Source organism: Reyranella sp. (genome assembly GCF_004297405.1).
GTDB lineage: Bacteria > Pseudomonadota > Alphaproteobacteria > Reyranellales > Reyranellaceae > Reyranella.
Window position 1 is genome coordinate 67,333 of record NZ_SCVC01000021.1, and the last position, 24,113, is coordinate 91,445.

Annotated in this window: 22 protein-coding genes and 1 tRNA gene; 9 read left to right on the forward strand and 14 right to left on the reverse strand. The window is 64.5% G+C overall.

The genetic code is table 11. From position 1 onward, the window contains the following. Window positions 1-21: 21 nt before the first annotated feature. The 4 genes from EPO50_RS13970 (at window position 22) to EPO50_RS13985 (ending at window position 3,880) form a co-directional block, all read left to right on the forward strand. Window positions 22-204: a hypothetical protein gene (locus tag EPO50_RS13970; RefSeq protein WP_296344972.1), complete on the forward strand. Its 183-nt coding sequence runs from the start codon at window positions 22-24 to the stop codon at window positions 202-204. Then, window positions 201-1,595 carry an amidase gene (locus EPO50_RS13975; RefSeq protein WP_296344974.1) on the forward strand — a complete coding sequence of 465 codons (1,395 nt, stop codon included), beginning with the start codon at window positions 201-203 and terminating at the stop codon, window positions 1,593-1,595. The genes EPO50_RS13970 and EPO50_RS13975 overlap by 4 nt, the downstream gene beginning before the upstream one ends. Window positions 1,596-1,677: 82 nt before the next feature. Further along, window positions 1,678-3,027, forward strand: coding sequence for an LLM class flavin-dependent oxidoreductase (locus EPO50_RS13980; protein WP_296344975.1), 1,350 nt, complete (start codon window positions 1,678-1,680; stop codon window positions 3,025-3,027). Between the two features lie 10 nt (window positions 3,028-3,037). After that, complete coding sequence (locus tag EPO50_RS13985) at window positions 3,038-3,880, forward strand: GNAT family N-acetyltransferase (protein ID WP_296344977.1); 843 nt, start codon at window positions 3,038-3,040, stop codon at window positions 3,878-3,880. A gap of 62 nt (window positions 3,881-3,942) precedes the next feature. Here EPO50_RS13985 and EPO50_RS13990 read toward each other — a convergent pair whose 3' ends face one another. Next, on the reverse strand, window positions 3,943-4,773 hold the full coding sequence (locus EPO50_RS13990) for a class I SAM-dependent methyltransferase (protein ID WP_296344979.1): 831 nt from the start codon (window positions 4,771-4,773) through the stop codon (window positions 3,943-3,945). Window positions 4,774-4,983: 210 nt separating this feature from the next. On the opposite strand from EPO50_RS13990, the gene EPO50_RS13995 reads away from it, so the two are divergent. Further along, entirely contained in the window at window positions 4,984-6,519 is a 1,536-nt protein-coding gene (locus tag EPO50_RS13995; RefSeq protein WP_296344981.1) for a winged helix-turn-helix domain-containing protein, read from the forward strand. A 9-nt stretch (window positions 6,520-6,528) separates the two neighbouring features. Here the strand turns inward: EPO50_RS13995 and EPO50_RS14000 are convergent, their stop codons facing one another. Next, window positions 6,529-8,091, reverse strand: a complete 1,563-nt coding sequence (locus EPO50_RS14000; protein WP_296344982.1) for an ABC transporter substrate-binding protein — start codon at window positions 8,089-8,091, stop codon at window positions 6,529-6,531. A gap of 105 nt (window positions 8,092-8,196) precedes the next feature. On the opposite strand from EPO50_RS14000, the gene EPO50_RS14005 reads away from it, so the two are divergent. Next, entirely contained in the window at window positions 8,197-9,645 is a 1,449-nt protein-coding gene (locus EPO50_RS14005; protein WP_296344985.1) for an amidohydrolase family protein, read from the forward strand. On the opposite strand, the gene lon is transcribed toward EPO50_RS14005, so the two are convergent. The 4 genes from lon to EPO50_RS14025 all read right to left on the reverse strand — a co-directional run bounded on the left by lon (window position 9,642) and on the right by EPO50_RS14025 (window position 13,946). Beyond that, entirely contained in the window at window positions 9,642-11,951 is a 2,310-nt protein-coding gene (gene lon / locus EPO50_RS14010) for an endopeptidase La (protein ID WP_296345797.1), read from the reverse strand. The genes EPO50_RS14005 and lon overlap by 4 nt on opposite strands. An 80-nt stretch (window positions 11,952-12,031) precedes the next feature. After that, on the reverse strand, window positions 12,032-12,457 hold the full coding sequence (locus tag EPO50_RS14015) for an Hsp20/alpha crystallin family protein (protein WP_296344987.1): 426 nt from the start codon (window positions 12,455-12,457) through the stop codon (window positions 12,032-12,034). Window positions 12,458-12,635: 178 nt separating this feature from the next. Further along, entirely contained in the window at window positions 12,636-13,517 is an 882-nt protein-coding gene (locus EPO50_RS14020) for a DMT family transporter (protein ID WP_296344989.1), read from the reverse strand. Between the two features lie 6 nt (window positions 13,518-13,523). Then, window positions 13,524-13,946, reverse strand: a complete 423-nt coding sequence (locus EPO50_RS14025; RefSeq protein WP_296344991.1) for a DUF4864 domain-containing protein — start codon at window positions 13,944-13,946, stop codon at window positions 13,524-13,526. A 201-nt stretch (window positions 13,947-14,147) separates the two neighbouring features. Here EPO50_RS14025 and EPO50_RS14030 point away from each other — a divergent pair. Beyond that, window positions 14,148-14,224 (forward strand) — tRNA-Arg (locus EPO50_RS14030). A 340-nt stretch (window positions 14,225-14,564) separates the two neighbouring features. Here the strand turns inward: EPO50_RS14030 and EPO50_RS14035 are convergent. The 6 genes from EPO50_RS14035 to EPO50_RS14060 form a co-directional block, all read right to left on the reverse strand. Next, a complete protein-coding gene (locus EPO50_RS14035; RefSeq protein WP_296344993.1) occupies window positions 14,565-14,954 on the reverse strand; it encodes a hypothetical protein in 390 nt (129 codons plus the stop codon). Window positions 14,955-14,996: 42 nt separating this feature from the next. Beyond that, window positions 14,997-16,484, reverse strand: a complete 1,488-nt coding sequence (locus EPO50_RS14040) for a S8 family serine peptidase (protein WP_296344995.1) — start codon at window positions 16,482-16,484, stop codon at window positions 14,997-14,999. A gap of 360 nt (window positions 16,485-16,844) precedes the next feature. After that, a complete protein-coding gene (locus EPO50_RS14045) occupies window positions 16,845-18,584 on the reverse strand; it encodes an adenylate/guanylate cyclase domain-containing protein (protein WP_296344997.1) in 1,740 nt (579 codons plus the stop codon). A gap of 33 nt (window positions 18,585-18,617) precedes the next feature. Further along, complete coding sequence (locus EPO50_RS14050; protein ID WP_296345798.1) at window positions 18,618-19,634, reverse strand: ABC transporter substrate-binding protein; 1,017 nt, start codon at window positions 19,632-19,634, stop codon at window positions 18,618-18,620. Between the two features lie 270 nt (window positions 19,635-19,904). Continuing rightward, entirely contained in the window at window positions 19,905-20,342 is a 438-nt protein-coding gene (locus EPO50_RS14055; RefSeq protein WP_296344998.1) for a tautomerase family protein, read from the reverse strand. Between the two features lie 103 nt (window positions 20,343-20,445). Next, the gene (locus EPO50_RS14060; protein WP_296345000.1) at window positions 20,446-21,042 is read right to left on the reverse strand and encodes a TetR/AcrR family transcriptional regulator; all 597 of its coding nucleotides are present in this window, start codon (window positions 21,040-21,042) and stop codon (window positions 20,446-20,448) included. Window positions 21,043-21,160: 118 nt separating this feature from the next. Between EPO50_RS14060 and EPO50_RS14065 the strand changes: the two genes are divergently transcribed. Continuing rightward, complete coding sequence (locus EPO50_RS14065) at window positions 21,161-21,922, forward strand: SDR family oxidoreductase (RefSeq protein ID WP_296345002.1); 762 nt, start codon at window positions 21,161-21,163, stop codon at window positions 21,920-21,922. Here EPO50_RS14065 and EPO50_RS14070 read toward each other — a convergent pair. Then, entirely contained in the window at window positions 21,919-22,791 is an 873-nt protein-coding gene (locus EPO50_RS14070) for a shikimate dehydrogenase (protein WP_296345004.1), read from the reverse strand. The two genes, EPO50_RS14065 and EPO50_RS14070, sit on opposite strands and share 4 nt — an antisense overlap. 68 nt (window positions 22,792-22,859) lie before the next feature. Beyond that, window positions 22,860-23,342 carry a peroxiredoxin gene (locus tag EPO50_RS14075; protein ID WP_296345005.1) on the reverse strand — a complete coding sequence of 161 codons (483 nt, stop codon included), beginning with the start codon at window positions 23,340-23,342 and terminating at the stop codon, window positions 22,860-22,862. Window positions 23,343-23,486: 144 nt separating this feature from the next. On the opposite strand from EPO50_RS14075, the gene EPO50_RS14080 reads away from it, so the two are divergent. Then, a complete protein-coding gene (locus EPO50_RS14080) occupies window positions 23,487-24,086 on the forward strand; it encodes a YqgE/AlgH family protein (RefSeq protein ID WP_296345007.1) in 600 nt (199 codons plus the stop codon). The last annotated feature ends 27 nt before the right edge of the window (window positions 24,087-24,113 follow it).

Here is a 24,113-nt window from a genome sequence, read left to right on the forward strand (position 1 = left end):
GCCATCCGAAGGAGAGTTCAGGTGGACAAGGAAACGATCGAGTTGCTGGCGCGCCGCGCCGGCCTTGCCAAGGCACTGGAAAAATTTCCCGACGACGTCACCGCTTCGGCGAAGCAGGCGGCGGATGTCGCGCAGAAGATCAAACGACCGGCCGATCCGAGAGCGGAGCCGTGGCCGCCGATGCGGGCGGGGACCGGCCTATGAGCGATCTGCACTGGATGACGGCGGGCGCGGCGGCGCGCGCCATCGCGACTCGCGAGCTTTCGCCTGTCGAGCTCACCAAGGCGTTGCTCGATCGCATCGAGCGGCTCGACCCCAAGCTCAATGCGTTCATCCGCATCGATGGCGAGGCGGCGCTGCAGGCGGCCAAGGCTGCCGAAGCCGAAGCAATTTCGGGCCGCCTGCGCGGGCCGCTGCATGGCGTGCCGGTCGGCATCAAGGACATCATCGATGTCGCCGGCCTGCCGACGACCTGCCATTCGAAGATCCTCGAAGATAATGTTGCGACGGCTGATGCCGTCTGCGTCGAGAGGCTGCGCGGCGCCGGCGCTATCGTGCTGGGCAAGCTTTCTACTCATGAATTTGCCATCGGCGGACCGAGTTTCGACCTGCCCTGGCCGCCGGCGCGCAATCCCTGGAATACCGATCATCATCCCGGCGGCTCGTCTTCCGGGTCGGGGTCGGGGGTCGCCGCTGGTCTCTTTCCGATGGCGCTGGGCACGGACACCGGTGGCAGCGTGCGCAACCCGGCGAGCTGCTGCGGCATCGTTGGTCTGAAGCCGACCTACGGCCTGGTCTCGCGCCGTGGCGTCTTCCCGCTCTCCTTCACGCTCGACCATATCGGGCCGATGACGCGCACCGTCGCCGACAATGCACTGATGCTGGAAGCGATCGCCGGCCACGACCCGCTCGACCCCGGCAGTGCTGCATCGACTCGGGGCCACTACGCGGCTGGCCTCGAGCGCAGCATGCGCGGCTTGCGTGTGGGCTTCGTGCGGCACTTCCATGAGACCGACGTGCCGGCTGATCCCGAGGTCACGGCGGGACTGGAACATGTCGCGCGCACTCTGGAAGCGGAAGGGGCGGAGCTTCACACGATCAAGCTGCCGACGCTCGGCGAGTTCGGCGCCGTCAATCGCGTCATCCTGCAAAGCGAGGCCTGGTCGATCCACGCCCCCTGGCTCGGCGAAAGGCCGGAGGACTACGGCATGCTGTCGCGTCGCCGTCTGATGGCCGGCGCCTTCATGAGCTCCGGCGACTATGTGCTGGCGAGCCGCCGGCGGCTCGAGATGATCGCCGAGGTCGAGGCGGCCTTGCGCGAGGTCGATGTGCTGCTCTGCGCCAGCTCGATGGATCCGGCCTGCCGCATCGACAGGCCGGCCGATGTCGAGCGCACCTATCCGCGCCAGGCACGCACGCCGTTCAACGTCACGGGCCATCCGGCGCTGGCGATGATGGCCGGCCTCTCGACGGGCGGCCTGCCGGTTTCCGTGCAGTTCGTCGGTCGCTACTTCGACGAGGCCACCGTGTTCGCCGTGGCGCGGGCCTGGGAACGGGCGGCGGGAACGGACAAAAAGCATCCCGCGATCGTCTGAATTGAGAAATAATTCGTTGAATTAGTTCTTGTCGTCCGAGCGGACCTTGTCGGTCCGCCGGGCGGGGGCAAGATTAGGAGCCATGACCCAGAAACGTCAGCTCCGCCTCGGCGCCTTCATGCGCCCCGTCAGCATCCACACCGCCGCCTGGCGTTATCCCGGCGGCACGCCGGACGCCAACTTCAATCTCAAGGCGCTGGTGCAGTACGCCCAGACCCTGGAGCGCGGCAAGTTCGACGCGTTCTTCATGGCCGATCACCTGGCCGTGCTGAACATGCCGATGGAGGCGCTGAAGAGGAGCGCCACGGTCACCTCGTTCGATCCGCTCACTCTGTTGCCGGCGCTTGCCATGGCGACCAAACATCTCGGTCTGATCGCCACAGCCTCGACCACCTTCGAGCCTGCCTACACGATCGCCCGGCGATTCGCCTCGCTCGACCATATCAGCGAGGGCCGGGCGGGCTGGAATCTCGTCACGACCTCCAATCCCGATGCGGCGCTCAACTTCGGCATGGACGACCAGATGCCCCATGCCGAGCGCTACGCCCGCGCACGCGAGTTCTTCGATGTCGTGACGGGGCTGTGGGACTCTTGGGCCGACGATGCCTTCATCCGCGACGTGGAGAGCGGCCTCTATTTCGATCCGGCGCGCCTGCATGTGCTGGATCACAAGGGCAAGTACCTCAAGGTGCGCGGGCCTTTGAACATCGCGCGGCCCGTCCAGGGTTGGCCGGTTGTCGTGCAGGCCGGCGCGTCCGATGCCGGCCGCCAGCTCGCGGCCGAGACCGCCGAGGTTGTGTTCGCCGCCGGTGGGCCTCTCAAGGGCGCACAGGAATTCTATGCCGACGTGAAGGCGCGCACGGCGCGTGTTGGACGCAACCCCGATCACATCAAGATCCTGCCCGGCGCCTTCGTGGTCGTGGGTGAGTCGCTCGACGAGGCGAAAGAGAAGCGCGCCCGGCTCGACAGCCTGGTGAACTACGACAGCAGCATTGCCGCGGTCTCGATTGCGCTCGGCGTCGACGCGCGCAAGTTCGATCCCGACAAGCCCCTGCCCGACGACATCCCCGAGACCCAGGCCAGCAAGAGCGGCCGCGACCGGGTCATCGAACTCGGCAAGCGCGAGAACCTGACCGTGCGCCAGATCGCCGGTCGTCTCGGCGGCTATGGCGGGCTGGGCATGCTGGGCACACCGCAGATGATCGCGGACCAGATGGAGGAATGGCTGGTCGGGGAAGCCTGCGACGGCTTCAACGTGATGTTCCCGTACCTGCCGGGCGGCCTCGACGATTTCGTCGACAAGGTCGTACCGGAACTGCAGCGCCGCGGCCTGTTCCGCAAGGAGTATGAAGGCCAGACTCTGCGCGAGAATCTTGGCCTGCCACGGCCCGACAACCGCTTTTTCGCAGCCACGGCCAAAGCGGCAGAGTAACCTCGGAGGCATGAGCTTCGAGATCGCGGTCGGCAGTGCCGACGATGTTCAGCGTATGGCCCAGTGGGCCGACGCTGAGGGTTGGAATCCCGGCAAGACCGATGCGTACGCCTTCTTTGCCGCCGATCCCGGCGGCTTCCTGATCGGCCGTCTCGACGGCGAACCGCAGGCCTGCATCTCCGTTGTGAAGTACGGTGCAGGCTTCGGCTTCCTGGGCTTCTACATTGCGCGGCCGGCGATCCGCGGAAAAGGTTACGGCATCCAGCTCTGGCGCGCCGGCATGGCGCGGCTCGCCGGGCGCAATGTCGGCCTCGACGGCGTCGTGGCCCAGCAGGGGAACTACAAGAAATCGGGCTTTCGGCTCGCCTGGAACAACATCCGCCACGAAGGGCCTGCGCCCGCGGCCCCGGCGCCGGCCGGCGTGATTCTCGCTGATGCGCGCAGCATCGCCTTCGACAAGCTCGCCGCCTACGACCGCACCTTCTTTCCCGAAGCGCGGGATGCCTTTCTCGCGTCGTGGATTTCGCTGCCGGAGCGGGCCGCCATGGTCGCGTTGCGCGACGGCGAGTTGGCAGGCTTTGCGGTGATGCGTCGTTCGGCGGCGGCATCGCGAGTGGGACCGCTGTTTGCGGCCACGCCGGAAATTGCCGGCAGCCTCGTTTCCGCCCTGGCACAGAAGACGGGCTCCGCGACCGTCGCGATCGACATCCCCGATCGCAACAAAGCGGCGGTGAAGCTCGCCGGGGAGATGGGCCTCAAACCGTCGTTCGAGACGGCCCGCATGTACACCGGGGCCGACCCCGATGTGAACTATGCCGGCTTGTTCGGCGTCACCAGCCTGGAGCTGGGCTAAAGCTGCCGCGACGTGCTCCGAGACCAATCGGGGCACGTCGCCTGCAACGGTGTCCCGGTCGGTCAGGCCTTGTCGATGACAATCTCGAGATACTCGGAAGGGACCTGCATCGAGCCATCGGTCGCCTTGTTGAAGCTCGCGATCGTGGCCATCAGGTCTTTGGCGAGGGTCTGTTGACCGGCCGGATCGAGTGCCAGGAAGCCCTTGTGCACCGGACCGTAGTAGGTCCGGAAGACATCGATGAAGTGCTCAGGGGAGCTGTAGCGGAAGGTGAAGGAGCGCTTCTCGTTTGAGATATGCCTGGCTGCGGGACCGAACTGCTCCTTGATGAAGGCTTCGGTGCCCCACAGAGCCGGCGACTTTACCCCGGCCGGCGGCGGGACGTGGCGGCCGAGCGTCTTGAAGACCTGTCCTATGAAACCCTCGGGCGTCCAGTTGGCCATGCCGATCCGTCCGCCCGACCGGCAGGCACGCAGCATCTCGCGAGCGGCCCTGGTCTGGTTCGGTGTGAACATGACGCCAAAGGTCGAGACCACGGCGTCGAATGTCCCGTCATCGAAGGGCAGGTGCTCGGCGTCCGCCAGTTTGAATGTGACGTCCTGACCCTCGGCTTCGGCCCGGCTGCGGCCGCGCGCCAGCAAGGCATCGACATAGTCGGTGGAGGTGACGTGGCAGAAGCGGCGGCCAAAGGCCAATGTGGCATTGCCGTTGCCGGCAGCGACATCGAGCACGCTGGATCCCGGCCGCACGTTCATCGCTTCGGCGAGCGTTTCACCCACGATCTGCAGGGTGGTGCCGATGCGGGCATAGTCGCCGGACGCCCAGGCGGCGTTCTGCTTGCTCTTGATCGTCGCATAGTCCGGCTGGGCAGTGGCTTCCATCGTCATGGTCATGTTGGTTCTCCGATCGTCAACGCATTGACCCGGGCGCCATTACGCCCTTCGACACGAGTGGAATCCTGCCGGATCGGTTCAAGAGCTGCTTGAGGGGTAGCCGGGAATTGCCGTTGCTCTTCGGGGGGAATTGCCGGGGGGCGGCCAGGTTCTGGTTGGATCGGCCGGGATTGCACGGTCTATGATGTCTGCCGAACAGTCGCCGAGGCCATGATGCGCTATCGCTTCGACGAGTATCTGGTGGACCCCGGCCGTTACGAGCTGCACAGAAAAGATGTGGTGCAGCCCGTCGAGCCGCTTGTGTTCGATCTCATCCTGTTCTTCGTCCGTAATCCGAACCGTGTTGTCGGCCGGGACGAGGTGATCGAAGCCGTCTGGAGTGGCAGGGCCATTTCCGATGCGACGATCTCGAGTGCCGTCAAATCTGCCCGCCGCGCGCTCGGCGATAACGGTGACAACCAGAGCTACATTCGTACCGTGCGCGGCCGAGGTTTCGAATTCCGCGGCGAGGTCGCGGTCGACGAGCCGATACGATCTGAGCCCGTGTCGGCCGCTTTGTCGTCCAAAGCCGTCCACGATCCCATGCCGCTCATTCTGGTGCTGCCGTTCACCAACCTCTCTGTCGATACCGACGAGTACTTTGCCGACGGACTCACTGAGGACATCATCACCAACCTCGCTCGCTTCCGCGACCTGCGCGTCATCGGCGGGGCGTCGTCGTTCCAGTTCAAGGGGCGCGCGATCGATCTCGAGCAGACGCGTGCGCGTACCCGGGCAGGATATCTCGTTCAGGGGAGCGTCCGCCGTGCCGCTGGCCGTGTGCGCATCTCGGTACAGTTGATCGACGGAACCAGTGGCGTTCAGCTTTGGGGTGACCACTACGACCGAGAGATGATCGACATCTTCGCTCTCCAGGACGAGGTGACACGCACCGTCGCTGCCACCCTCGGCGTCAAGCTTCAGAACGTGGCGCTGGGGCATGCACTGAAGAAGAACGCTGCCGAGTTGTCGGCCTATGACTGCATCCTGCGAGCGCGTCGCTACACTTGGCTGCTCAGCGCCGAAATGCATGCCGAAGCGCGCGACCTGCTCGAGAAGGCCGTCGAACTCGACCCGTTGTCGGCTGATGCCCATGCACTTCTGGTCAACGTGTATCTTGGTGAGCATCGCTTCGAGATGAACCCGCGCCCTAATCCGGTCGGGCGCGCGCTGACGCATGCGCTGGCGGCAACCCAGCTCGATCCGGAGAACGCCTACGCGCGTTGCTGGCTTGCTATCGTTCATTTCTTCCGTGGCGAGAACGAGCGCTTCGAGCGTGAGGCTCGGCTCGCTCTGAGCCTGAATCCCAACGATCCGGAAACGTTGGCCTATATCGGCCACTTCTATGCGTTCATGGGCCAGTTCGAGCGCGGGGTCGACTTGTCACGCCGCGCACAGGAACTCAATCCACTGCATCCGGGCTGGTATCTCTTCTCCTCCGCCCGTCTGCACTACAGCCGGAAGGATTACGAGCAGGTGATCGCTGACGCCGACAGGATCGGTCTGCCACATTTCTACTGGACGCATATTATGGCCGGCGCGGCGAAGGGCCAGCTCGGCCGTGCCGACGCCGGCGACGCGGTCGACCGCATCCTCGCGGTGAAGCCGAATTTCTGCGCGCGCACCGAGCTGCAGAAATGGAATGCTGCGCCCGATGACCTCCAACACATCGTCGAAGGTCTGAGCAAGGCTGGCTTGCGGTCGTGACGCCTCCGGCTACTGGGCCTTGCGGACATTCCAGAAGACCGGTGCCGGCGAAATCAGGTTGCCGGTCACGGTCGTGCGCTTGGCCACCGGGATGTTGAACTGCCCGAGATGGGCGAGGGTCGGATACTCCGATTCACGCACCTGAACGGCCTCGGCATACTCCTTACGCTTGGCGGGATCGGTCGTCTTGGCGAAGGCGTCGCGCAGTTCCTCGAGCTTGGCATCGCACGGCCAGCCGATGGCGGCCTTGTCGCACGCGGCACCTACGAAGGCCGAGACGATCGGGTCGAGCAGGTCGGCCGATACCCAGGAGGTCATGAACCCGCTCCAGCCACCGGCATTCAGCGGCTCCTTTCGGGAGCGGCGTGACAGCACCGTCTGCCAATCCATCGCCTGCATGTCGACGACGAAGCCGCCGCGCTCCAGCAGGGATTTCGCGACCGGCGTCAGGCGGCCGGTGTTGGTGTCGGTGGCATAGAGCAACACCACTGGCGTGCCGTCATAGCCCTCCTGCTTCAGGATCTCCTTTGACTTGGCGAAGTTCGAGGTGAGCTTGTCCTCGAAACCCTTGTCGGTCGCGTAAGGCGTGCCGCAGATGAAGAGTGCCTTGCATTCCTTGAAGTATTTCGGATCGTTGATGCCCGCGAGCAGGAAGTCCTTCTGGTTCAGCGCATAGAGCACAGCCTGGCGAATTCGCGCATTGTCGAACGGCTTGTGCAGCACGTTGAAACGCAGACTGTACTGACTGCCCAGTGGATTGTAGTCGACGATCTCGATGTTCTTGTCCTTCTCGAACATCGGCAGCAGCTCGATCAACGGCTGCTCGATCATGTCGATCTCACCGGTCAGCAGTGCATTGGCGGCAGTCTGAGGGTCGGGAATGTTCACCCACTCGACCCTGTCGAGATAAACGTTCTTGCCGCCCGACAAGGCCGATGGCGGTTCGGCGCGCGGCTTGTAGTCCTTGAACTTGTCGTAGACCGCCTTCTCGCCCGGCCGCCACAGGTCGCGACGGAACACGAAGGGTCCGGAGCCTGTGAAGTCGGTGATCTGCGTGTTGCCCGGCGTCTCGGCGACGCGCTTGGGCATGATGAAGGGAACGTTCGAACTCGGCTTGCCGAGTGATTCGATGACGAGGCCGTAGGGTTCGTTGAGTACCAGGGTGAAGGTCTTGGGGTCGACGGCCGTCATCGACTTCACGGAACCCATCAGCTTCTGGCCCATGGCGTCGCGCGAAGCCCAGCGCTTGATCGACGCGATGCAATCCTCGGCCGTGACCGCTGCGCCGTCGTGGAACTTCAGACCATCACGCAAGGTGAAGGTGTAGGTGAGCTTGTCGTCGCTCACCTTCCAGCTCTCCAGCATCTGCGGCTTTACGGCGAGCTTGTCGTCGACCGCCAGCAGCGTGTCGTAGATCATGTAACCGTGGTTGCGCACGATGTAGGCAGTCGTCCAGATCGGGTCGACGATCTTGACGTCCGAATGCATCACGACCTTGAGCGTCTGCGCCTCTACCGAGGCCGAGAACAGCACCGCCGCTGCAGCAGCGAGCGCTCCTTTCACTCTCCGCATAGCCTGCCTCCTTGTTCTCTGTTTTTTCCGATTCTATCGTCCCATTGCGCGGTCTATGCAACAGGCGTGCCCTAGAGGGCGCCGCTCCCCGGAGGCGTGCAATCCATGAGCTCCCGACCGAACTCCATTCGGAACCTCTCCTGGGCCGTGGTCCGGGACGGCACCGATCGCCGGCATGTCTATCGACGCGACGTCGACCTGCACCTGGAGGAGGGGCGGATCGTCGAGATCGCGCCGGCCGGGGCGCGGCCTACCGGTCCCGGCGAGTTGACGATCGACGGCACTGGCATGCTGGCCCTGCCGGGGCTGGTGAACATCCATTCCCATCCCTCGACCGAGCCCGGCTATCGCGGCGTGCGCGAGGATCACGGGGTTCCCGAGCAGCAGATGACCGGTCTGATGGAGCGCCTGCAGGCCTTCCGGCTGGGTGACGACGGTCGGCAGGGGGCCGCGACGCTGGCCTATTGCGAGATGCTGCGGGCCGGCACCACGACCGCCTGCGACGTGACCGTGCCGTTCGATGGCTGGCTGGAGACGATGGCGCAAAGCGGCATGCGCTTCTATGCGGCCCCGACCTTCGCTTCGGCGCGCTGGGGCATGGCAGCGCCGCAGACCGTGACCTGGAAATGGGACGAGGCTGGCGGCCTCGCCCAGTTCGAGAGGGCCAAGAAGGTCATGGAAGATGCCGAGGCGCACAATTCGCGCCGCCTCGATGCCATGGTCTTCCCGGCGCAGATCGACACGGTGACACCGGAACTGTTCGCGGCAGGCCGCAAGCACGCCGACGACTCAGGGCGGCGCTTCTCCACGCATATCGGCCAGTCGGTGGTCGAGGTGCGCGAGATGATCCGGCGCCACAACATGACGCCCGTGCAGTGGGCGGCCTCGCAGGGGTTGTTGAAAGACGACACCGTACTCGCACACTGCATCCTGCTCGACGACCATCCGCAGATCGGTTGGCATACGCGGAAGGATCTCGACTTGATTGCCGAGGCGGGCGCCTCGGTGGCGCATTGTCCGCAGCCCTTCGCGCGCTACGGCCTCGCCATGGACCATATCGGCCGCTATCGAGCCAAGGGCGTGAACATCGGGCTCGGTACCGATTGCGCTCCGCACAACCTGATCGAGGAGATGCGGCTCGCCATCGTCGCCGGGCGCCTCATGAGTGAGGATATCCGCAGCCTCGACACGGCAGGTGCTTTCGAGGCCGCGACCTTTGGCGGGGCGGCGGCGCTGGGCCGCGAAGATATCGGCGCGCTCGGCGCGGGGATGGCGGCCGACATCGTGCTGGTCGACCTCAACCACCCGCTGATGCAGCCGGCCCGCGATCCGCTGCGCTCCTTCGTGTTCCACGCAGCCGACCGCGCGGTGCGCACCGTCCTCGTCGATGGCGAGGTCGTTCTGAAGGAGGGCAGCCCGGTTCATCTCGATCCTGCCGCCGCCATGGAGCGTGTGGCCGAGGCGCAGGCCCGCATGCTCCGCGACTCGGTGAAGATCGACTACGCAAACCGCCCCGGCGACCAGATCTCGCCGCTTTCGTTGCCGATGGCTTAGTCGGCCTTCTCCTCGGGGGCCGACAGGGCCTGCGCGACGGCGTCCTCGACCTTCTCGAGCCAGATGAACTCGAGCTTGTTGCGGACTTCCTCGGGGATGTCGTCGTAGTCGCGCCTGTTGCGGGCCGGCAGCATCACCCGCGTGATGCCGGCCGCGGCGGCAGCCACGACCTTCTCCTTGATGCCGCCCACCGGCAGCACCAGCCCGCGCAGGCTGATCTCGCCCGTCATCGCCGTGTCGCTGCGGATCGTGCGGCCGGTCATCAAGGAGGTCAGCGCCATGAACATGGCCACGCCGGCGCTTGGCCCGTCCTTGGGCGTGGCGCCGGCCGGCACGTGCACGTGGATGTCCGTCTTCTCGAACGCAAACGGATCGATGCCGATCGCGGCTGCCTTGTTCTTGATCAGGCTGAGTGCGGCTTGCGCGCTCTCGCGCATGACCTCGCCGAGCTGCCCGGTCAGGATCAGCCGCCCGCCGCCGGGCGAACGCGTCGCTTCGATGAACAGGATGTCGCCACCGACCGGTGTCCAGGCAAGCCCCGTGGCCACGCCCGGTACGCTGGTGCGCATCGCGACGTCGTTCTCGAAGCGCACCGGTCCCAGCAACTTCTCGATGTCGGCGGTGCCGATCTGCACCTTGGTTGCCTTGCCTTCCGCCACTTCGACGGCGACGTGACGCAAAGCACGCCCGATCTCGCGTTCGAGCCAGCGCACGCCAGCCTCGCGCGTGTAGCTGTCGATGATCAGCCGCAGCGCCGCATCGTCGATACCGGCCTGCTCGGCCGTCAGGCCGTTGGCTTCGAGCTGGCGGCGCACGAGGTAGCGCTTGGCGATCTCGAGCTTCTCGCCGGCGGTGTAGCCGGTGAGCGCGATGATCTCCATGCGGTCGCGCAGCGGACCGGGGATCGTCTCCAGCATGTTAGCGGTCGCGATGAAGACGACGCGGCTCAGGTCAAACGGCACATCGAGATAGTTGTCGCGGAACGTGCCGTTCTGCTCAGGGTCGAGCACTTCCAGCATCGCCGCCGAAGGATCGCCGTGGACACCACTGCCCATCTTGTCGATCTCGTCGAGCATCAACACGCAGTCGCGCGAGCCGGCCTTGCGCACGGCCTGGATGATCGTGCCCGGCAGGGCGCCGATGTAGGTGCGGCGATGGCCGCGGATCTCGGCCTCGTCGTGCACGCCACCCAGACTCACGCGGGAGAACTTGCGGCCCATGGCGCGGGCGATCGACTGACCGAGTGAGGTCTTGCCGACACCGGGCGGGCCGACGAAGCACAGGATCGGCGCCTTGCCCTCGGGCGCGAGCTTGCGCACGGCGAGGTATTCGACAATGCGCTTCTTGATCTTCTCCAGACCGTAGTGGTCGTGGTCGAGCACGCGCCGCGCCTCAGCAATGTCGATTGGCTGCGTCTCGGGCAGGGCCCAAGGCAGCTCGATCAAGGTGTCGAGGTAGGTGCGGATCATGCCGTGTTCGGCCGACGCTTCGGGCGTGCGCTGCAGGCGGCGCAGCTCCTTGCGCGCGGCCGTCTCCGCTTCCGGCGGCATTTTGGCGTCGGTGATCGCCTTGTCGAGATCGGCGATGGCCTGCTTGCCCGAATCGTCTTCGCCCAGCTCGCGCTGGATCGCGGCCATCTGCTCGCGCAGCACGATCTCGCGCTGGCGGGCATCGAGCGAACTCTTGGTCTGGCGCCCGATCTCGCTCGAGATGCGCATCACCTCGAGTCGCTTGCTGAGAAGCTGCGTAACCTTGTCGAGGCGCGGCACGAGGTCGACCGCTTCCAGCACTTCCTGCTTCTCGGCCGGCTTGGAGTCGAGATAGGACGCGGCGAGATCGGCCAGGGTGCCGGCCGACGTCGTGGCTTCGACCGTCTGGCGCAGCTCCTGCGGCACCTGCGGCAGCAGGTCGAGCACTTCGTTGAGCTGCTGCTTCAGGACGAGGAAACGCGCCTCCACTTCCGGCCCGGTCGTGGTCGGTTCGGCCAGATGCAGGCCGCGCGCCATCAGGAACGGATGACCATCGACGAAATCGGTGATGCGGAAGCGCTGCACGCCCTGGCAGACGATGTGATGGTTGCCGTCAGGCGTCGTCACATAGCGCAGGACATTGGCTACCGTGCCGACCTGGTGCAGGTCGGCGGGCACGACCTCTTCCTTCTGGGCCTCCCGCTGCAACACCAGCACGATCTGGCGCTGCTCGCGCACGGCCTGCTGGATGGCGGCGACCGAAGAGGGCCGGCCCACGCTCACCGGGAACACGAGTTCGGGGAACAGCACGAGGTCGCGCACCGGCACGACGATCATGGCGTCGGCGGGCAGCGGCGTGGACGCAGGCTTGGGAGCCGCGGCCGGGCTTGCGGCGCGGGTTGCGTCGTCTTGCGGAGTCATGGCCGCACCCTCCGTCCGCCGGCCTTGGCCAGGGTGACCACCAGGCAACCATTGATCGCAAACCGCTTCACGTCGCCGTAGACGCCAGCGGGCAGGTCGATACGGCGCTCGAAGCGACCCTGTGGCAGCTCCAGTCGATGGATGGTGGCGGTCTTTAATTCTTCCGGCACCGTGCGCTCACCGGCGATGACCAGCGCGCCATTCTGGATCACGGCTTCCACCTGATCGACATCGACGCCGGGCAGCGCGGCAAGGATCAACACCTGTTGCTCGGTCTCGAGCACATCGATGGGTGGCTCCCATGTCGGCACGCGCATCGCGGCGCGCTGCGGCCGGAACACCTGGCCATGCAGTCTTTCGGCCTGCGCCAGCATCTGCAGCGCTTCCGACCACATCCAGTCTCTCGAATTTCCTCTATTCATTTGCGTGGGCCTCCAAGCCCTTTGCCAATGTAGGAATTATCCGACGCGAGACAACTAGAGCATATTCCGTCCGGCTGGAATCAGCTGGACGGAATATGCTTTTGAGGTCGCAGCGCCTAGACCAATGCGTTTCCAATCGAAGGGAACCGCGAGCGGTTCCCTTCGATTGGAACCCGCACTAGCGCTCCTTGCCGGGCGTCAGGGCGAGCCAGAGCGATATCACTGTCGAGGCGATGGCCACGGCTTGCAGAGTGGAAAGCGGCTCATTCAGAATCAGGATGCCGCTCACGATCGCCACGATGGGAATGGCGATGGAGGAGAGGGCGGCGACCTGCGCCGGCAGCAGTTTCACCAGAGCAAACCAGGTGGCGGTGCCCAGTGCCATGGGAATCGAGCCGGTGTAGAGCGTGGCGACCAGCACCTTGGTGGAGGGCCAGTGCGTCGGCAGGCCGTCGATGAAGAGAGCGCCCAGCGCAATCGGCGGGAAGGTCAACAGGACCTGCCAGAAGGTGAGTGACAGGCCCATGCCGGGCCATGTCGTGCGCTTCACCACGAAGGTGCCGATCGCCCAGCAGAAGCCTGCAAACAGCCCCCAGAAGAGGCCGAGCGGCGCCTGGGCGTAGCTCTGGAAGTTGGGCGCCATTAGCGCCACGACGGCGGCGGCGCCGATCAGGATGGCCGCCAGCAGACGACCGGTGAGCTTCTGGCGGAACACGATGAAGCCGATCACCGCCACCCAGAGCGGCATTGTGTAGGCCAGCACCGACGCATGCCCCGAGGGGATGTAGAGCACGGCGAACGACGTCGCGATGTTCCAGACGAAGATGTTCATCGCCGACGCCACGATCAGCGGCAGCCACTTACCCTTCGGAACGGCAAAACTCTCGCCGCGCGCGAGCAGGATCAGCGTCAGCATGATCACGGCGGCCGCGAGGACAATCGTGCGGAACGTCAGGACCGGCAGTTCGTCGAGCGCGATCTTGAACAGCGGCCAGTTGGTGCCCCATACGAAGGTAAGGGCGCCGAGCAGGCCCAGCACCTTGGGTGAAACGCGGGTCACGATTGATCAGGCCTGATGCTCGTCCGGTGCCTGCAGGTAACAGCCTTCGATGCGCCAGCTCCCATCGGGCAGGCGCGACATTGGATAGTAGGCGGTCACAGGCCGCCCGTCCGGCCCGATGACATGGACTTTCTGCGTGACGAGACCATGCAGGGTGACGATCTCGCGGAACTCGAAGACCTGCGGCCGATACACTGGCCGATAACCCTGCCGCACCATGTCCATGAAAACATCCGGCGTGCCGAACAGGCTGCGGATGCTGGGTGAGGCGAAGCCGAACGCCGCCTCGCCATCGTCGCGACGGAAAGCGTCGACCTGCGCCTGGATCGTCTCGCGGATGGCGGTCTCATCGGACGGCGACACCTGCGCCGCGGCCGGCATCGCAAGGCCGAGGATCAAACCGAAGAGGGCGAGGAGGCGGAAGGCCATGCGGCAACTCTACGCGAAACGCCGCACGCTGGGGAGGAGCCTGCTTCAACGGCAATTCTCCTGCTGGCAGAATGACTTGGAGGCCGCCAGCGTCGCTTTTAGAGGGCGATTTTTGTCTGTACGGAGTGGCTTGCAACGGAGGGGCAGTTTCATTAGGGTGCGCCCTCTTCGCCGGGGGCCCTTATCGGGGCGTCCGGCTGTGCGCCCGTAGCTCAACTGGATAGAGCATCTGACTACGAATCAGAAGGCTGGAGGTTCGACTCCTTCCGGGCGCGCCATTCTCTCATAGATCCGTTTCAAACTGGCCGGCGTTTCATCGCCGGCCTTTGTTATGCACGACCGTGAACAGAAGCGGCACGGAGCCTAACGGCGAAATTCGTCAGACTCTGTCGATGAAGTGCCGGCCCTTTGAGATTGCCTTACATGCTCGGGCGGCCGGGTCTTTCCTCGTTCTCATGCCTTCGCTCCCTGTGGCGGTTGCAGCTCGACGGTGCTGCCGTTGCTCAGGGTGAGCCGTTGCGTGCCGCTGCCATCAAGTGTCGCGCCGAAGAAGTCGCCGCGGAACCCGTCGATGATGAAGGGGCGCTCCGGCGGTCAGCGCCAAGCCATGATGGTCCTCTAGCGCTTCTTGCCGGCGCGCCCAGGCAGTCGCTGCGCCGCCGCCGCTGTCGGCAAGCTGATCTGGGGGGCGAGATGGGCCTCTTCGATCGCGGGCCAAGATTGCACCTGTTTCACCAGCGCCTTGGTTCCGTGCGAGGTCGGCAGGATCACTTGCAGATAGCTGCGGAGATCCTTCTCGGCATCGGAAAGTGCCTGGGGGGAGGCGCGCGCCAAGTCAGGCACCTTGTAGACAATGCGTGCATTTCTCCGAAGAGAACGCGGGACAAACGACTCGCCGTCTGCGTTGAGAAACACGCCACGTGCTTCATCATACCACCAACCCGGCTTCAGCTTGAGGTCGATTGTCCTGCCTGTAAGGTCCTTCGGCGGCAAAACGGCTGGAATCACGTTTGCTCCATTTCCCGCCGTTCCGCGAACTGGAGCGGCGCGTCAGACCGATAGCATCGCCTTGGGCAGGTTTGGCTGTGGCCCGATGCGCTGGGCCAAGGGTACGCCAGGTCCCGCCACCTGCGCCGTTCCGGTCGACATCAAAATACTCCGCACTTTAGCCGGGGTCAGTGGCGCGCCATTCTTCGCCTTGGCACGGCCCTGAATACACGCCACGGCGCCCGTTACGATCGGCGATGCGCTCGAGGTTCCGGAAAACCTCATCGAGTACCACTTATTCTCCGAGGCATCTCCCTGCAAGTCGCCGTAGCCCAGCGTCGTGACATGGAAGCCCCAGCCCTGCACATTGACGATCTTGCCGTAGTTGGAGAACCAGATGCGCGAGCGCGGCACACCAATATTCTGGTAGGCTGAACCGAAGCCCCCGCTGCCGTCGAAATCGAGGAAATTTGCTGGCGGAATCCCGGCGCCGACGATGATGGCGCCGCTATCCTTCTGCAGTCCAGTGTTGTTAAAAATCGGCAAATCGAAGTTCTCATTGCCATTGCCGGCAGCCTCGACAACCGTGATTCCCTTAGCGGTGGCGGCCACTATCGCGGAGAAGACATCCGACCAGTACTGCATCGCGACGTACTTGCCGTTGGGCCCGGTGGCCTGCAGTTCGATCAGAATGACGTCGCCGGCCTTGAGCTGGGCCGCCGCGTTGGTCAGCGCTTGCGCTAGGTTGAAGACGCCATTGATCACAGCGGAATGAACGACGGCTTTGGCCTCGTGACTGATGCCGACGCAGCCCTTGCTGTTGGGGGTTGAGACCATTTCGCCAAGCACCGCCGTGCCGTGGTTGCGCCATCCGAGGTCCGATATCATGGTGCCGCCGATCAGGGAGATCCCGGCCGGTAGGTCCTCGTGCCTCGTATTCCAGGCACCTTCGATGTCGCAGATGGTGACACTTCTGCCCTTCGCACCAGCGAGGCCCCAGACGTCAGCTGCGCCGATCCCGTCTGGAGCAGAGTACAAATAGCCCTGCCCGGGCTCGAACAGCCGCGTTCCAACGCTGCTGCCGGTCAGGCCGGCCGGCACCGGCCGTGGCGCGACATACGCCTGCCACACCGGCTTGGCCCTATTCAAAGCGTCCGCGAGCTTCTTTGCGTCGGCGCCCTTCTTGGGCACGATTTGCACGAAACCGCTCTGGCGGAACGCCGCGTCTGCGCCTTTCGCCTTTAGGACTCTGGCCGACGGTTCGGCAGGCAGCGCCTCAGCAAGTTCGATGCGGTTACGCACATCTGCGATCCGTTGCCCGAACTGCGATCTCACGGTGGCAATGTCGAAGCGCGCTAGGACGTTGTTAAGGCTGTTGGCCTCATTCTCCGCCGCAGCAGGCGCGACAAAGGAGGATGTCGTGAACGCAACCGGGCTCTCGTATCGCAGCTCCGCTACGACATAGTCAGGAAGATCAGGCGTCTTGAACGGGGTCGTCGTGAAGCCCGGTGCCGTCTGCTTCTTGCGCGATACTGTGCGTTTCCTTGCCATGGTAATTGCTCCTCGTTTGGTCAAAAGATCAAAACGCCGCAAACTTACCGAACATTGGTAGAAACAACTTATCGTGGAAATTGTACCATCCCTTACCAAGCCATACCAGCCGCCGGTTGTAGGTGTGACTAGATACGCCCGCCCCCACCGCTGGCTGGCACGTCTCAAAAGGCGCAGGCTGCTATCATCCGGTAAACCTGAAGAGGGCGTCATGGCCCTGCTCAAGCGGGTCAGCGGCCCGAGCGGCATTCGCTTCGAGGCTACGCTCGGCAATCAGAAGGTTGGAGGTTCGACTCCTTCAGGGCGCGCCATTTCTCCTCGATAGCAACGCAGATATCAGCCGACTACGGATCACGCCGGCTATGGTGTGGGAGCGGAGACGACGGCAAACACGGGAACGGGCTGGTCGAAGCCCTTCAACACCCGTGCATCCAGTTCGACGAGAGACGCGCTCGAACCGATCGCCTTAGCTGCGATGCGATCGATGAGGATTTCAGAATCTTCTGCGCTCGAACAGAGGCGCGAAGCGAGGTTCACGACATTGCCGATCGCGGTGTAGTTGAGGCGGCCTTCAGAGCCGATCCGCCCGACCGTGGCGGGCCCCATTGCCAGTCCCACGCCGAAGCCAAGCCGGGGATGTAGTGCGCGCCAGCTGACTAGAAACTTCTGCACGCTCCTCTGCATGTCGATCGCCATGTTGACGGCGCGCAATGCCGGATCCGAACAGGAAACCGGCGCGTTGAGCAGCACCATCACGCCGTCGCCGAAGAAGTTTATGAGCGTTGCCCCGTGGGTGGTCACCACCCTTTCGAGCGCATCGTAGTATTCGCGCAGCACGCCGATAATGGCTTCGGGCTCGGCCTGGGCCGAGAAGGCGGTGAAGCCCCGCAGATCACAGAATACCACGACCACTTCGACGCGCCGCCCGTCGAGGACATGATCGTCGCCGGTACGGTCGATCAGTTCGGCGACCTGCGGCGCGAGAAAGCGCTTCAACCGGCTTATACGTTCCGAGCGCTCCTGTGAAACCGACAGCTCGCTGGCCATCTCGTTGAAACGGGTCGCGAGCCGCTCGAATTCGTCGCTCGTTGCAAGGCTGATCCGGTGATCGAATTGTCCCGCGCCGATTCGGGCGACCCCGTCCTCCAACACCCGTATGGGTCCAATCATGCGCTGCGTCAGCCAGTAGGCGAGTGCCGCTGCAAGGACTGCGCCGGCAATGAGCAACACCCCGGTGCGCAGAAGAGCAGCGTAGATCGGCCCGAATGCCTCGGCGACGGGCTGCTTGACGATGACGCTCCAGTCCACGCCGGGGATTTGCGCCATCGCCGCCAACACTGTCTTGTCCGTAATGTCCTGACCAATGGCCGCCTGGCCGGTCGGCCGCGCGAGAATGGCTGCCCGCAAAGCCTGGAGCGGACGCTGCGCGGCTTCGTCGGCCCGCAGCACCAGGCTGATATCCGGATGGGCGACGAGACGTCCCGGCCGGTCCAGCACGAAGGCCTCGCCGGTGCGCCCCACCCGGATCCCCAGGATCACCTCCCAAATGAACTTGAGATTGATCTCCGCGACCGCCACCCCGACTGCCGTACGGTTGCCCGCGACGGCGATGGTCATGAAGGGTTCCGAGCCGTCCTGGAATGTGACGGGACCAAACCAGATCCGATCGGAACGGGCTCCGATCACGGCTGGGTTCGTGGAATGGTCGTCGCCGCCCTCGATCCTGTTGAGGCCGATGCGCGACACGAACAGGCGTTCCTTCCCGCTGGCATCGATCAGGCTGAGGCTTCTGACGGCCGGGGCCTGGCGTAGCAAGCGCAGGGCGTCGAGCCTGCGCCTGTCACCGGTGTTCTCCGTCCATGGCAGTTGCACGGTCCAGCTGAGCTGATCGTGAAGTCCCTCGATGAAATCCTGGATCTTCACCGCCGCCAACCGGGCTTCTGCATCCAGAAGGTCGTTCAGCCTAGCGCGCTGGTCGTGGTAGCCGAACCATGCCTCGCTCCCACCCGCGATCAGAAGCGGTGCGACGACCGCCGCAAAAAGCGCAAGGAAGTACTTCCTGAACAGCGACGTGCGTGGGGCGACGGGTAGGTCGGACATCGTGTTAGTTCGCGCGGTGGCCGGCGGGCCAGGTCATTCGATCACCCTGTCGGCGATACCCAGAAGCGAAGGCGGGAAGGATATGCCGAGGTTGCCGGCGGCCTTCAGGTTGATGAAGAGCTCGACTTTGGTGACGCGCTGCACGGGCAGATCGGAAGGCTTCTCGCCCTTGAGGACGCGGCCCGCGTAGATTCCAGTGTGACGGTGCGATTGACCGAAATCACCGCCGTAGCTCATCAGGCCGCCTGCGAGCGGGAAGTCGCGGGATTGGGTCATCGCTGGCACGGCATAGCGGACCGCGAGCGCGGCAAGCTGCTGACTGCGGTAAGCGAAATAAGGATCGGAACTGAAGACCAGTCCGCCCGCCTGCATTTCACGCACCGCGGTGAACATGGCGCCGAACTCTTGTTCGTCGCTGTTCTTCAAGACAACAAGCTCCAGTCCGAGCGCGTCCGCCGCGGCATGGAGGTTCTTCAATTGCGAGTTCGAGGTTGGGCTCGTCGGATTGACGGCAACGGCGAATTTTTTTGTGTCCGGACGCACCTCATGCATGAATTCCAGGCGCTTGCGCGAGACCTCCACGCTCAGGCTCGACACGCCGGTGAGATTGCCTCCTGGCCGAGACAGGCTGCTCACCACGCCGAGTGCAATGGGATTGCCCCCCATCTCGAAGACAATCGGGATCGTCGTGGTCGCGGATTTCGCCGCGAGCGCTACCTCGGCGCCGCCCGGCGCCACGATCACGGTCACCTGACGGTTGGCCAACTCCACGGCGAGTGCCGGTAGTCGACTGTATTGACCTTCCGCCCATCGGAACTCAATCGCGACATTGCGCCCTTCGGCATAACCGGTTTCTGCCAGTCCTTCGCGGAAGGCACTGAGGCGACTTGCATAGCGCTCCGGGGATTCGGAGCCTAGATACCCGATGACTGGCAGGGCCTGCGCTCGGGCCGGGGCCATCCATGCCGCCGCGCTCGCCGCACCACCAGCAAGTGCGATGAATTCGCGCCGTCTCACTCGATCGGCGGCTGGGGCAACGGTGCGGGGCATGAAACGCACGGTCGTCTCTCCTTCCAGCCAATATCGCGCAATCACTCGGCGGGCTACCTGAGGACGCTACTGACTACTAAGGAGGTAAATCACGCGACGGGATGAAAAGCGCGACTCTCGCTGGTGCTGTTCAATCGGCCAGCTGGTTCAAACGAGCTACGAATAGCCAGCATTCTCCAACTGCCTGAGCGACCATCTATATCACGACCGGTGCGTTTTTTCTGCGATCAAAGAAAACGGGCCGGCACTGAAATGCCGGCCCTTTCCTGTTCAAGCCGGCTGAGCCGGTTCGCGCGTGTAGGGTGTGGGTCTGTTCTCCGCGATCCACTTCCTCTCGGCGTCCGAGTTGGCCGGTGGAGGCCTCATGCCCTGGATCGACCAGATGTCGAACGGCGTTTCGTCGATATGGAACTCCCAGTCGTAGCCACGATCCCTGGTGAAGGGCGCGATGGCCTCGTTGCACTGGTCGATCCACCAGCCGCGTGCTTCCACGGGCAGTGATCGGGCAATGTGATCGACCCAGATCCGGACGAACCGGTCGGTGGGCTCGCCGCCGATAAAGAACGAATCGGCGGCGATCTCCTGGAAGACGATGCCGACATAGAAGCGGGGGAGCCGTCCGTAGAGACGCGTGATCCGTTCGGCCATCGTCTTCTTGTCGGCGGCACTGTAGGCGCCGACCGGATGATAGATCTTCCACAAAGGCATGCCCGTTCTCCCTGGCCGTCGAGGGTTTCAATAATGATGATAATCATCATTATTGAGTCGATGGACAAGTGCTGTCAATGCAACGCTTCTTGGATTGCTTGGATCAGCGGCGCCGCGCGGGCGTCCTGGGCTTGGGGGCGGCCTCGGCAAGACAGCCGTCGAGACCGGTCGCGAGGATTTCGTGGGCGAGGGGATCGTCGTCGGGCACGGCCCTGGCCAGCATGAGGGCGCCCACCATCTTGGTCACGATGTTGAGCGCACGGCGGCGCATATCTTCTCCCGTTGCCCCCTCGGCTTCGAGCCGCTGCATCATGGTGGCGATCATGCCTTCGATCCCCTCCGCGAACTCCGCTTTCACGCGATCGGGTTGACGCCCGGCATCCGCACCCAAGGCGGCTGCAGGGCAGCTTCTTGCCGGCGTTTTGCGGCTGGCGCGGGAGAGATACCTGGTGAGCAGATCGGCCAGATCGCGCGCACGCTCGCGATCGATGGCCATCCGCTCGAAGGCCCGGCGCGTTGCTGCCGCCGACAGGGCTTCCTTGGAGTCGAAGTGATTGTAGAAGCCGCCGTGGGTGAAGCCCGCCGCCTTCATGACATCGGCCACGCCGATACCGTCGAAGCCATGGGCGCGAAACAACTCGGACGCCGTGTCGATCACGCGCTCACGATTCTCGTTCGCCTGTTCCTTGGTGATCCGCATCGACCCGGCTCGCTGTGACTGTGATTCTTTTGATTGTAGTCATCATTGTTGAGATTTACGAGAGAGCCGGCGCACGGCGGGCTTGCCGCTGGCCTGACGGGATTCTACTCCTGTCGGTATGACCACTCCTTCTCGCGTGATCCTCATCACGGGCGCTTCCTCCGGCATTGGTGCTGCGACGGCGCGCGCTCTCGCCACTCCCGACACAGCGCTGGCGCTTCACGCCCGCAAGAACCGCGCAGGGCTCGACCGGGTCGCAACCTTCGTGACGGGAGCCGGGAGCCAGGCGCTGATTCTGGAAGGCGACCTTGCCGAGTCCGGCACCGCGGCGCGTCTCGTCGAGGAAACGGTGGCCAAGTTCGGACGGCTCGAGGTCGTGGTGAGCAACGCAGGCTTCGCCGATCGTCGCCAGGTCGGCGATCTCGACCGGGCCGGCTGGGATGCCAGCCAGGCGTCGATGGCCGGAGCCTTCTTCGAACTCGCGACGGCGGCCAAGCCGTGGCTGCTCAAGGCTGGGGCGGCGGGCCGTCTGATCGGCGTTTCCTCGTTCGTGGCGCACGCTTTTGCCCGCGGCCTCGTGACGTTTCCGGCGTCGGCCGCAGCCAAGGCCGGTATCGAGGCTTTTGCCAAAGCTTTCGCCGTCGATCTCGCGGCCTCGGGCGCGACAGTGAACTGCGTGGCGCCGGGCTTCATCGAGAAAGACCCCGACGCCCATGTCGCCGTGCCGCGTGCCGGCATGGAGAAGATCAGCGAGTCAATCCCGATGCGCCGTTACGGCAAGCCTGCCGAGGTGGCGGCGCTGATCGCCTTCCTCAGTTCGCCGGCCTCGAGCTACATCACCGGCCAGACAATCCACGTGAACGGCGGCGTGACGCTTTAGCCTCCGATCGAGCGTACAAGGCGGACGATGTCGATGCCCTTGGCGTCGATGCCGAACCATTCGAGATAGAGTGGCACCTGGTGGTCGAGCATGTGCCGGCCGTGATGAATGCGTCGGCCGTGGGTGCGGGCGCGCTGCAGCAAGGGCGTCTCGGCCGGGCTCATGATCACATCGGCCACGACCGTGTCGGGATCGAGGGTCATCGGGTCGAAGGACTGCGGATCGCCGGGCTTGAGGCCGAGCGGCGTCGCGTTGATCGCGATATGGATGCCTTTAGGCGGCGAGCGGACCTCCGCCACCGGTACATCCGGGTAGTGACGCAGCAGGCGGTCGATCCCCTTGCTCGCCCGTGCATCCTGGATTTCAGTCACCAGCAGGCGGCCGATACCGGCTTCGCAGAGTGCCGCCGCGATCGCGCCACCGGCGCCGCCGAGGCCGACCAGCCAGACGCTGGCATCGCGCACGCGATGTCCCTGCGCCTCCAGTCCGCGCACGAAGCCGACGCCATCGACATTGTCGCCGACCAACGCCCCATCGTCGTCGCGCCGCACCAGATTGACGCTGCCCGCCGCCAGCGCGCGCGGTGTCGCACGGCCCAGCAATTCGAGCATGGTGGTCTTGTGTGGGATCGTGACTGTGAAGCCACCGAGATTGCGCATCTTGGTCAGCGCATCGAGCATCAGTGGCAGGAGGTCGGACCCGCCTTCGAACGGCAGCCAGACGGCGTTAGCGCCCACGGCGGCGAAGACCTGCGGCATGATCGCGGTCATGCGGAGCTGGCGGATCGGGTCGCCGATCGTGCCGTAGAGGCGTGTGGCGCCGTTTACCTGGAAGAGGCCGTTGAAAAGCGACGGATCTGCCGGTGTCATGCTGCTCCAAACGAAGACGGCGGAGCTCGCGCCCCGCCGTCGATCTTGGCTGTGGATTGCTCCAGGCGCTAGAGGTTCTTCAGCACGTGTTCGGCCGAAGACACTTCGAAGGCACCGGGCTTCTCGACGAAGAGGTTCTTGATGACGCCGTCCTCGACGACCATGGCGTAGCGCTGGCTGCGCGTGCCGAGGCCGAACTTCGAGCCGTCCATGGTGAGGCCCATCGCCTGGGTGAACTCGCCATTGCCGTCACCCAGCATCAGGACGGCATCGCCGGCCTTCTGGTCCTTGCCCCAGGCGCCCATGACGAACGCGTCGTTCACGGAAATGCAGGCGATGGTGTCGACACCCTTCGCCTTCAGAGCCGCTGCTTCGGCCACGAACCCGGGCACGTGCTTTGCTGAACAAGTGGGGGTGAACGCCCCCGGCAGCGCGAAGGCAACGACCTTCTTGCCGGGCGCGAAAAGTTCCTCGGTGGTGACCGCTTTGGGGCCTTCCGGGCCCATCGTGCGCAACGTGGCGCTGGGCACCTTGTCGCCGATTTTCGCCATTCTCTGCTCCTCCAATGCCGCCCAACCGCGGCCTTTTGCGAACCGGCGGACCCTAGGCCGGGGGCTGCTCTTTGTCTATGCAGGGGCCTGTGACCCTTGATCTTTGGCCGGACAATCCCCATGGATTTGGAGGATTATAGAATCATGTCCGGGTCAGGCTCCCCCGCCGCTACGCTGGTCGGCCGCTTCCTGGTCGCCGCACCGTCCATGCCGGACGAGCGTTTCCAGAAGAGCGTCGTGTTTATCTGCAAGCACGATGACGATGGCGCTTTGGGCATCATCGTGAACAACAAGGTCGACGATCTGCCGTTGGGCCAGGTCTACAAGCAGCTTGGCATCGAAGTGTCTCCGTCGGCGGCCGAACGGCCGGTGCTGTTTGGCGGTCCGGTCGAGCCGTCGCGCGGTCTCGTCTTGCATTCCGCCGACTACAAGCGCGAAGAGACCTTGCTGATCGACGGCGGCATGGCGCTCACGGCGTCGCTCGAAATCCTGAAGGACATGGCCGACGGCAGCGGGCCGAAGAACGCGTGGCTGGCGCTGGGCCATTCCGGCTGGGCGCCCGGTCAACTCGATCGCGAGATGCAGGACAATGCCTGGCTGGTCGTCGACGGCGATGCCGATCTGGTGTTCGACGCCGACTTCGCCGCCAAGTGGCAGCGCGCGCTCGATCGCCTCGGCGGCAGGGGCGGCCCCGGTGGTCGGTTCGATCCCGCATCTTTCTCACATCAGACCGGTCGCGCCTGACGCGTCGACGCCGCGTGCGATTGCACT

Bases quoted from the DNA above. Each gene is read 5' to 3' on its own strand.
- EPO50_RS13975 (WP_296344974.1), top strand. From the start codon at position 201: ATGAGCGATCTGCACTGGATGACGGCGGGCGCGGCGGCGCGCGCCATC.
- EPO50_RS13980 (WP_296344975.1), top strand. From the start codon at position 1,678: ATGACCCAGAAACGTCAGCTCCGCCTCGGCGCCTTCATGCGCCCCGTC.
- EPO50_RS13985 (WP_296344977.1), top strand. From the start codon at position 3,038: ATGAGCTTCGAGATCGCGGTCGGCAGTGCCGACGATGTTCAGCGTATG.
- EPO50_RS13990 (WP_296344979.1), bottom strand. From the start codon at position 4,773: ATGACCATGACGATGGAAGCCACTGCCCAGCCGGACTATGCGACGATC.
- EPO50_RS13995 (WP_296344981.1), top strand. From the start codon at position 4,984: ATGATGCGCTATCGCTTCGACGAGTATCTGGTGGACCCCGGCCGTTAC.
- EPO50_RS14000 (WP_296344982.1), bottom strand. From the start codon at position 8,091: ATGCGGAGAGTGAAAGGAGCGCTCGCTGCTGCAGCGGCGGTGCTGTTC.
- EPO50_RS14005 (WP_296344985.1), top strand. From the start codon at position 8,197: ATGAGCTCCCGACCGAACTCCATTCGGAACCTCTCCTGGGCCGTGGTC.
- lon (WP_296345797.1), bottom strand. From the start codon at position 11,951: ATGATCGTCGTGCCGGTGCGCGACCTCGTGCTGTTCCCCGAACTCGTG.
- EPO50_RS14015 (WP_296344987.1), bottom strand. From the start codon at position 12,457: ATGAATAGAGGAAATTCGAGAGACTGGATGTGGTCGGAAGCGCTGCAG.
- EPO50_RS14025 (WP_296344991.1), bottom strand. From the start codon at position 13,946: ATGGCCTTCCGCCTCCTCGCCCTCTTCGGTTTGATCCTCGGCCTTGCG.
- EPO50_RS14040 (WP_296344995.1), bottom strand. From the start codon at position 16,484: ATGGCAAGGAAACGCACAGTATCGCGCAAGAAGCAGACGGCACCGGGC.
- EPO50_RS14045 (WP_296344997.1), bottom strand. From the start codon at position 18,584: ATGTCCGACCTACCCGTCGCCCCACGCACGTCGCTGTTCAGGAAGTAC.
- EPO50_RS14050 (WP_296345798.1), bottom strand. From the start codon at position 19,634: ATGCCCCGCACCGTTGCCCCAGCCGCCGATCGAGTGAGACGGCGCGAA.
- EPO50_RS14055 (WP_296344998.1), bottom strand. From the start codon at position 20,342: ATGCCTTTGTGGAAGATCTATCATCCGGTCGGCGCCTACAGTGCCGCC.
- EPO50_RS14060 (WP_296345000.1), bottom strand. From the start codon at position 21,042: ATGCGGATCACCAAGGAACAGGCGAACGAGAATCGTGAGCGCGTGATC.
- EPO50_RS14065 (WP_296345002.1), top strand. From the start codon at position 21,161: ATGACCACTCCTTCTCGCGTGATCCTCATCACGGGCGCTTCCTCCGGC.
- EPO50_RS14070 (WP_296345004.1), bottom strand. From the start codon at position 22,791: ATGACACCGGCAGATCCGTCGCTTTTCAACGGCCTCTTCCAGGTAAAC.
- EPO50_RS14075 (WP_296345005.1), bottom strand. From the start codon at position 23,342: ATGGCGAAAATCGGCGACAAGGTGCCCAGCGCCACGTTGCGCACGATG.
- EPO50_RS14080 (WP_296345007.1), top strand. From the start codon at position 23,487: ATGTCCGGGTCAGGCTCCCCCGCCGCTACGCTGGTCGGCCGCTTCCTG.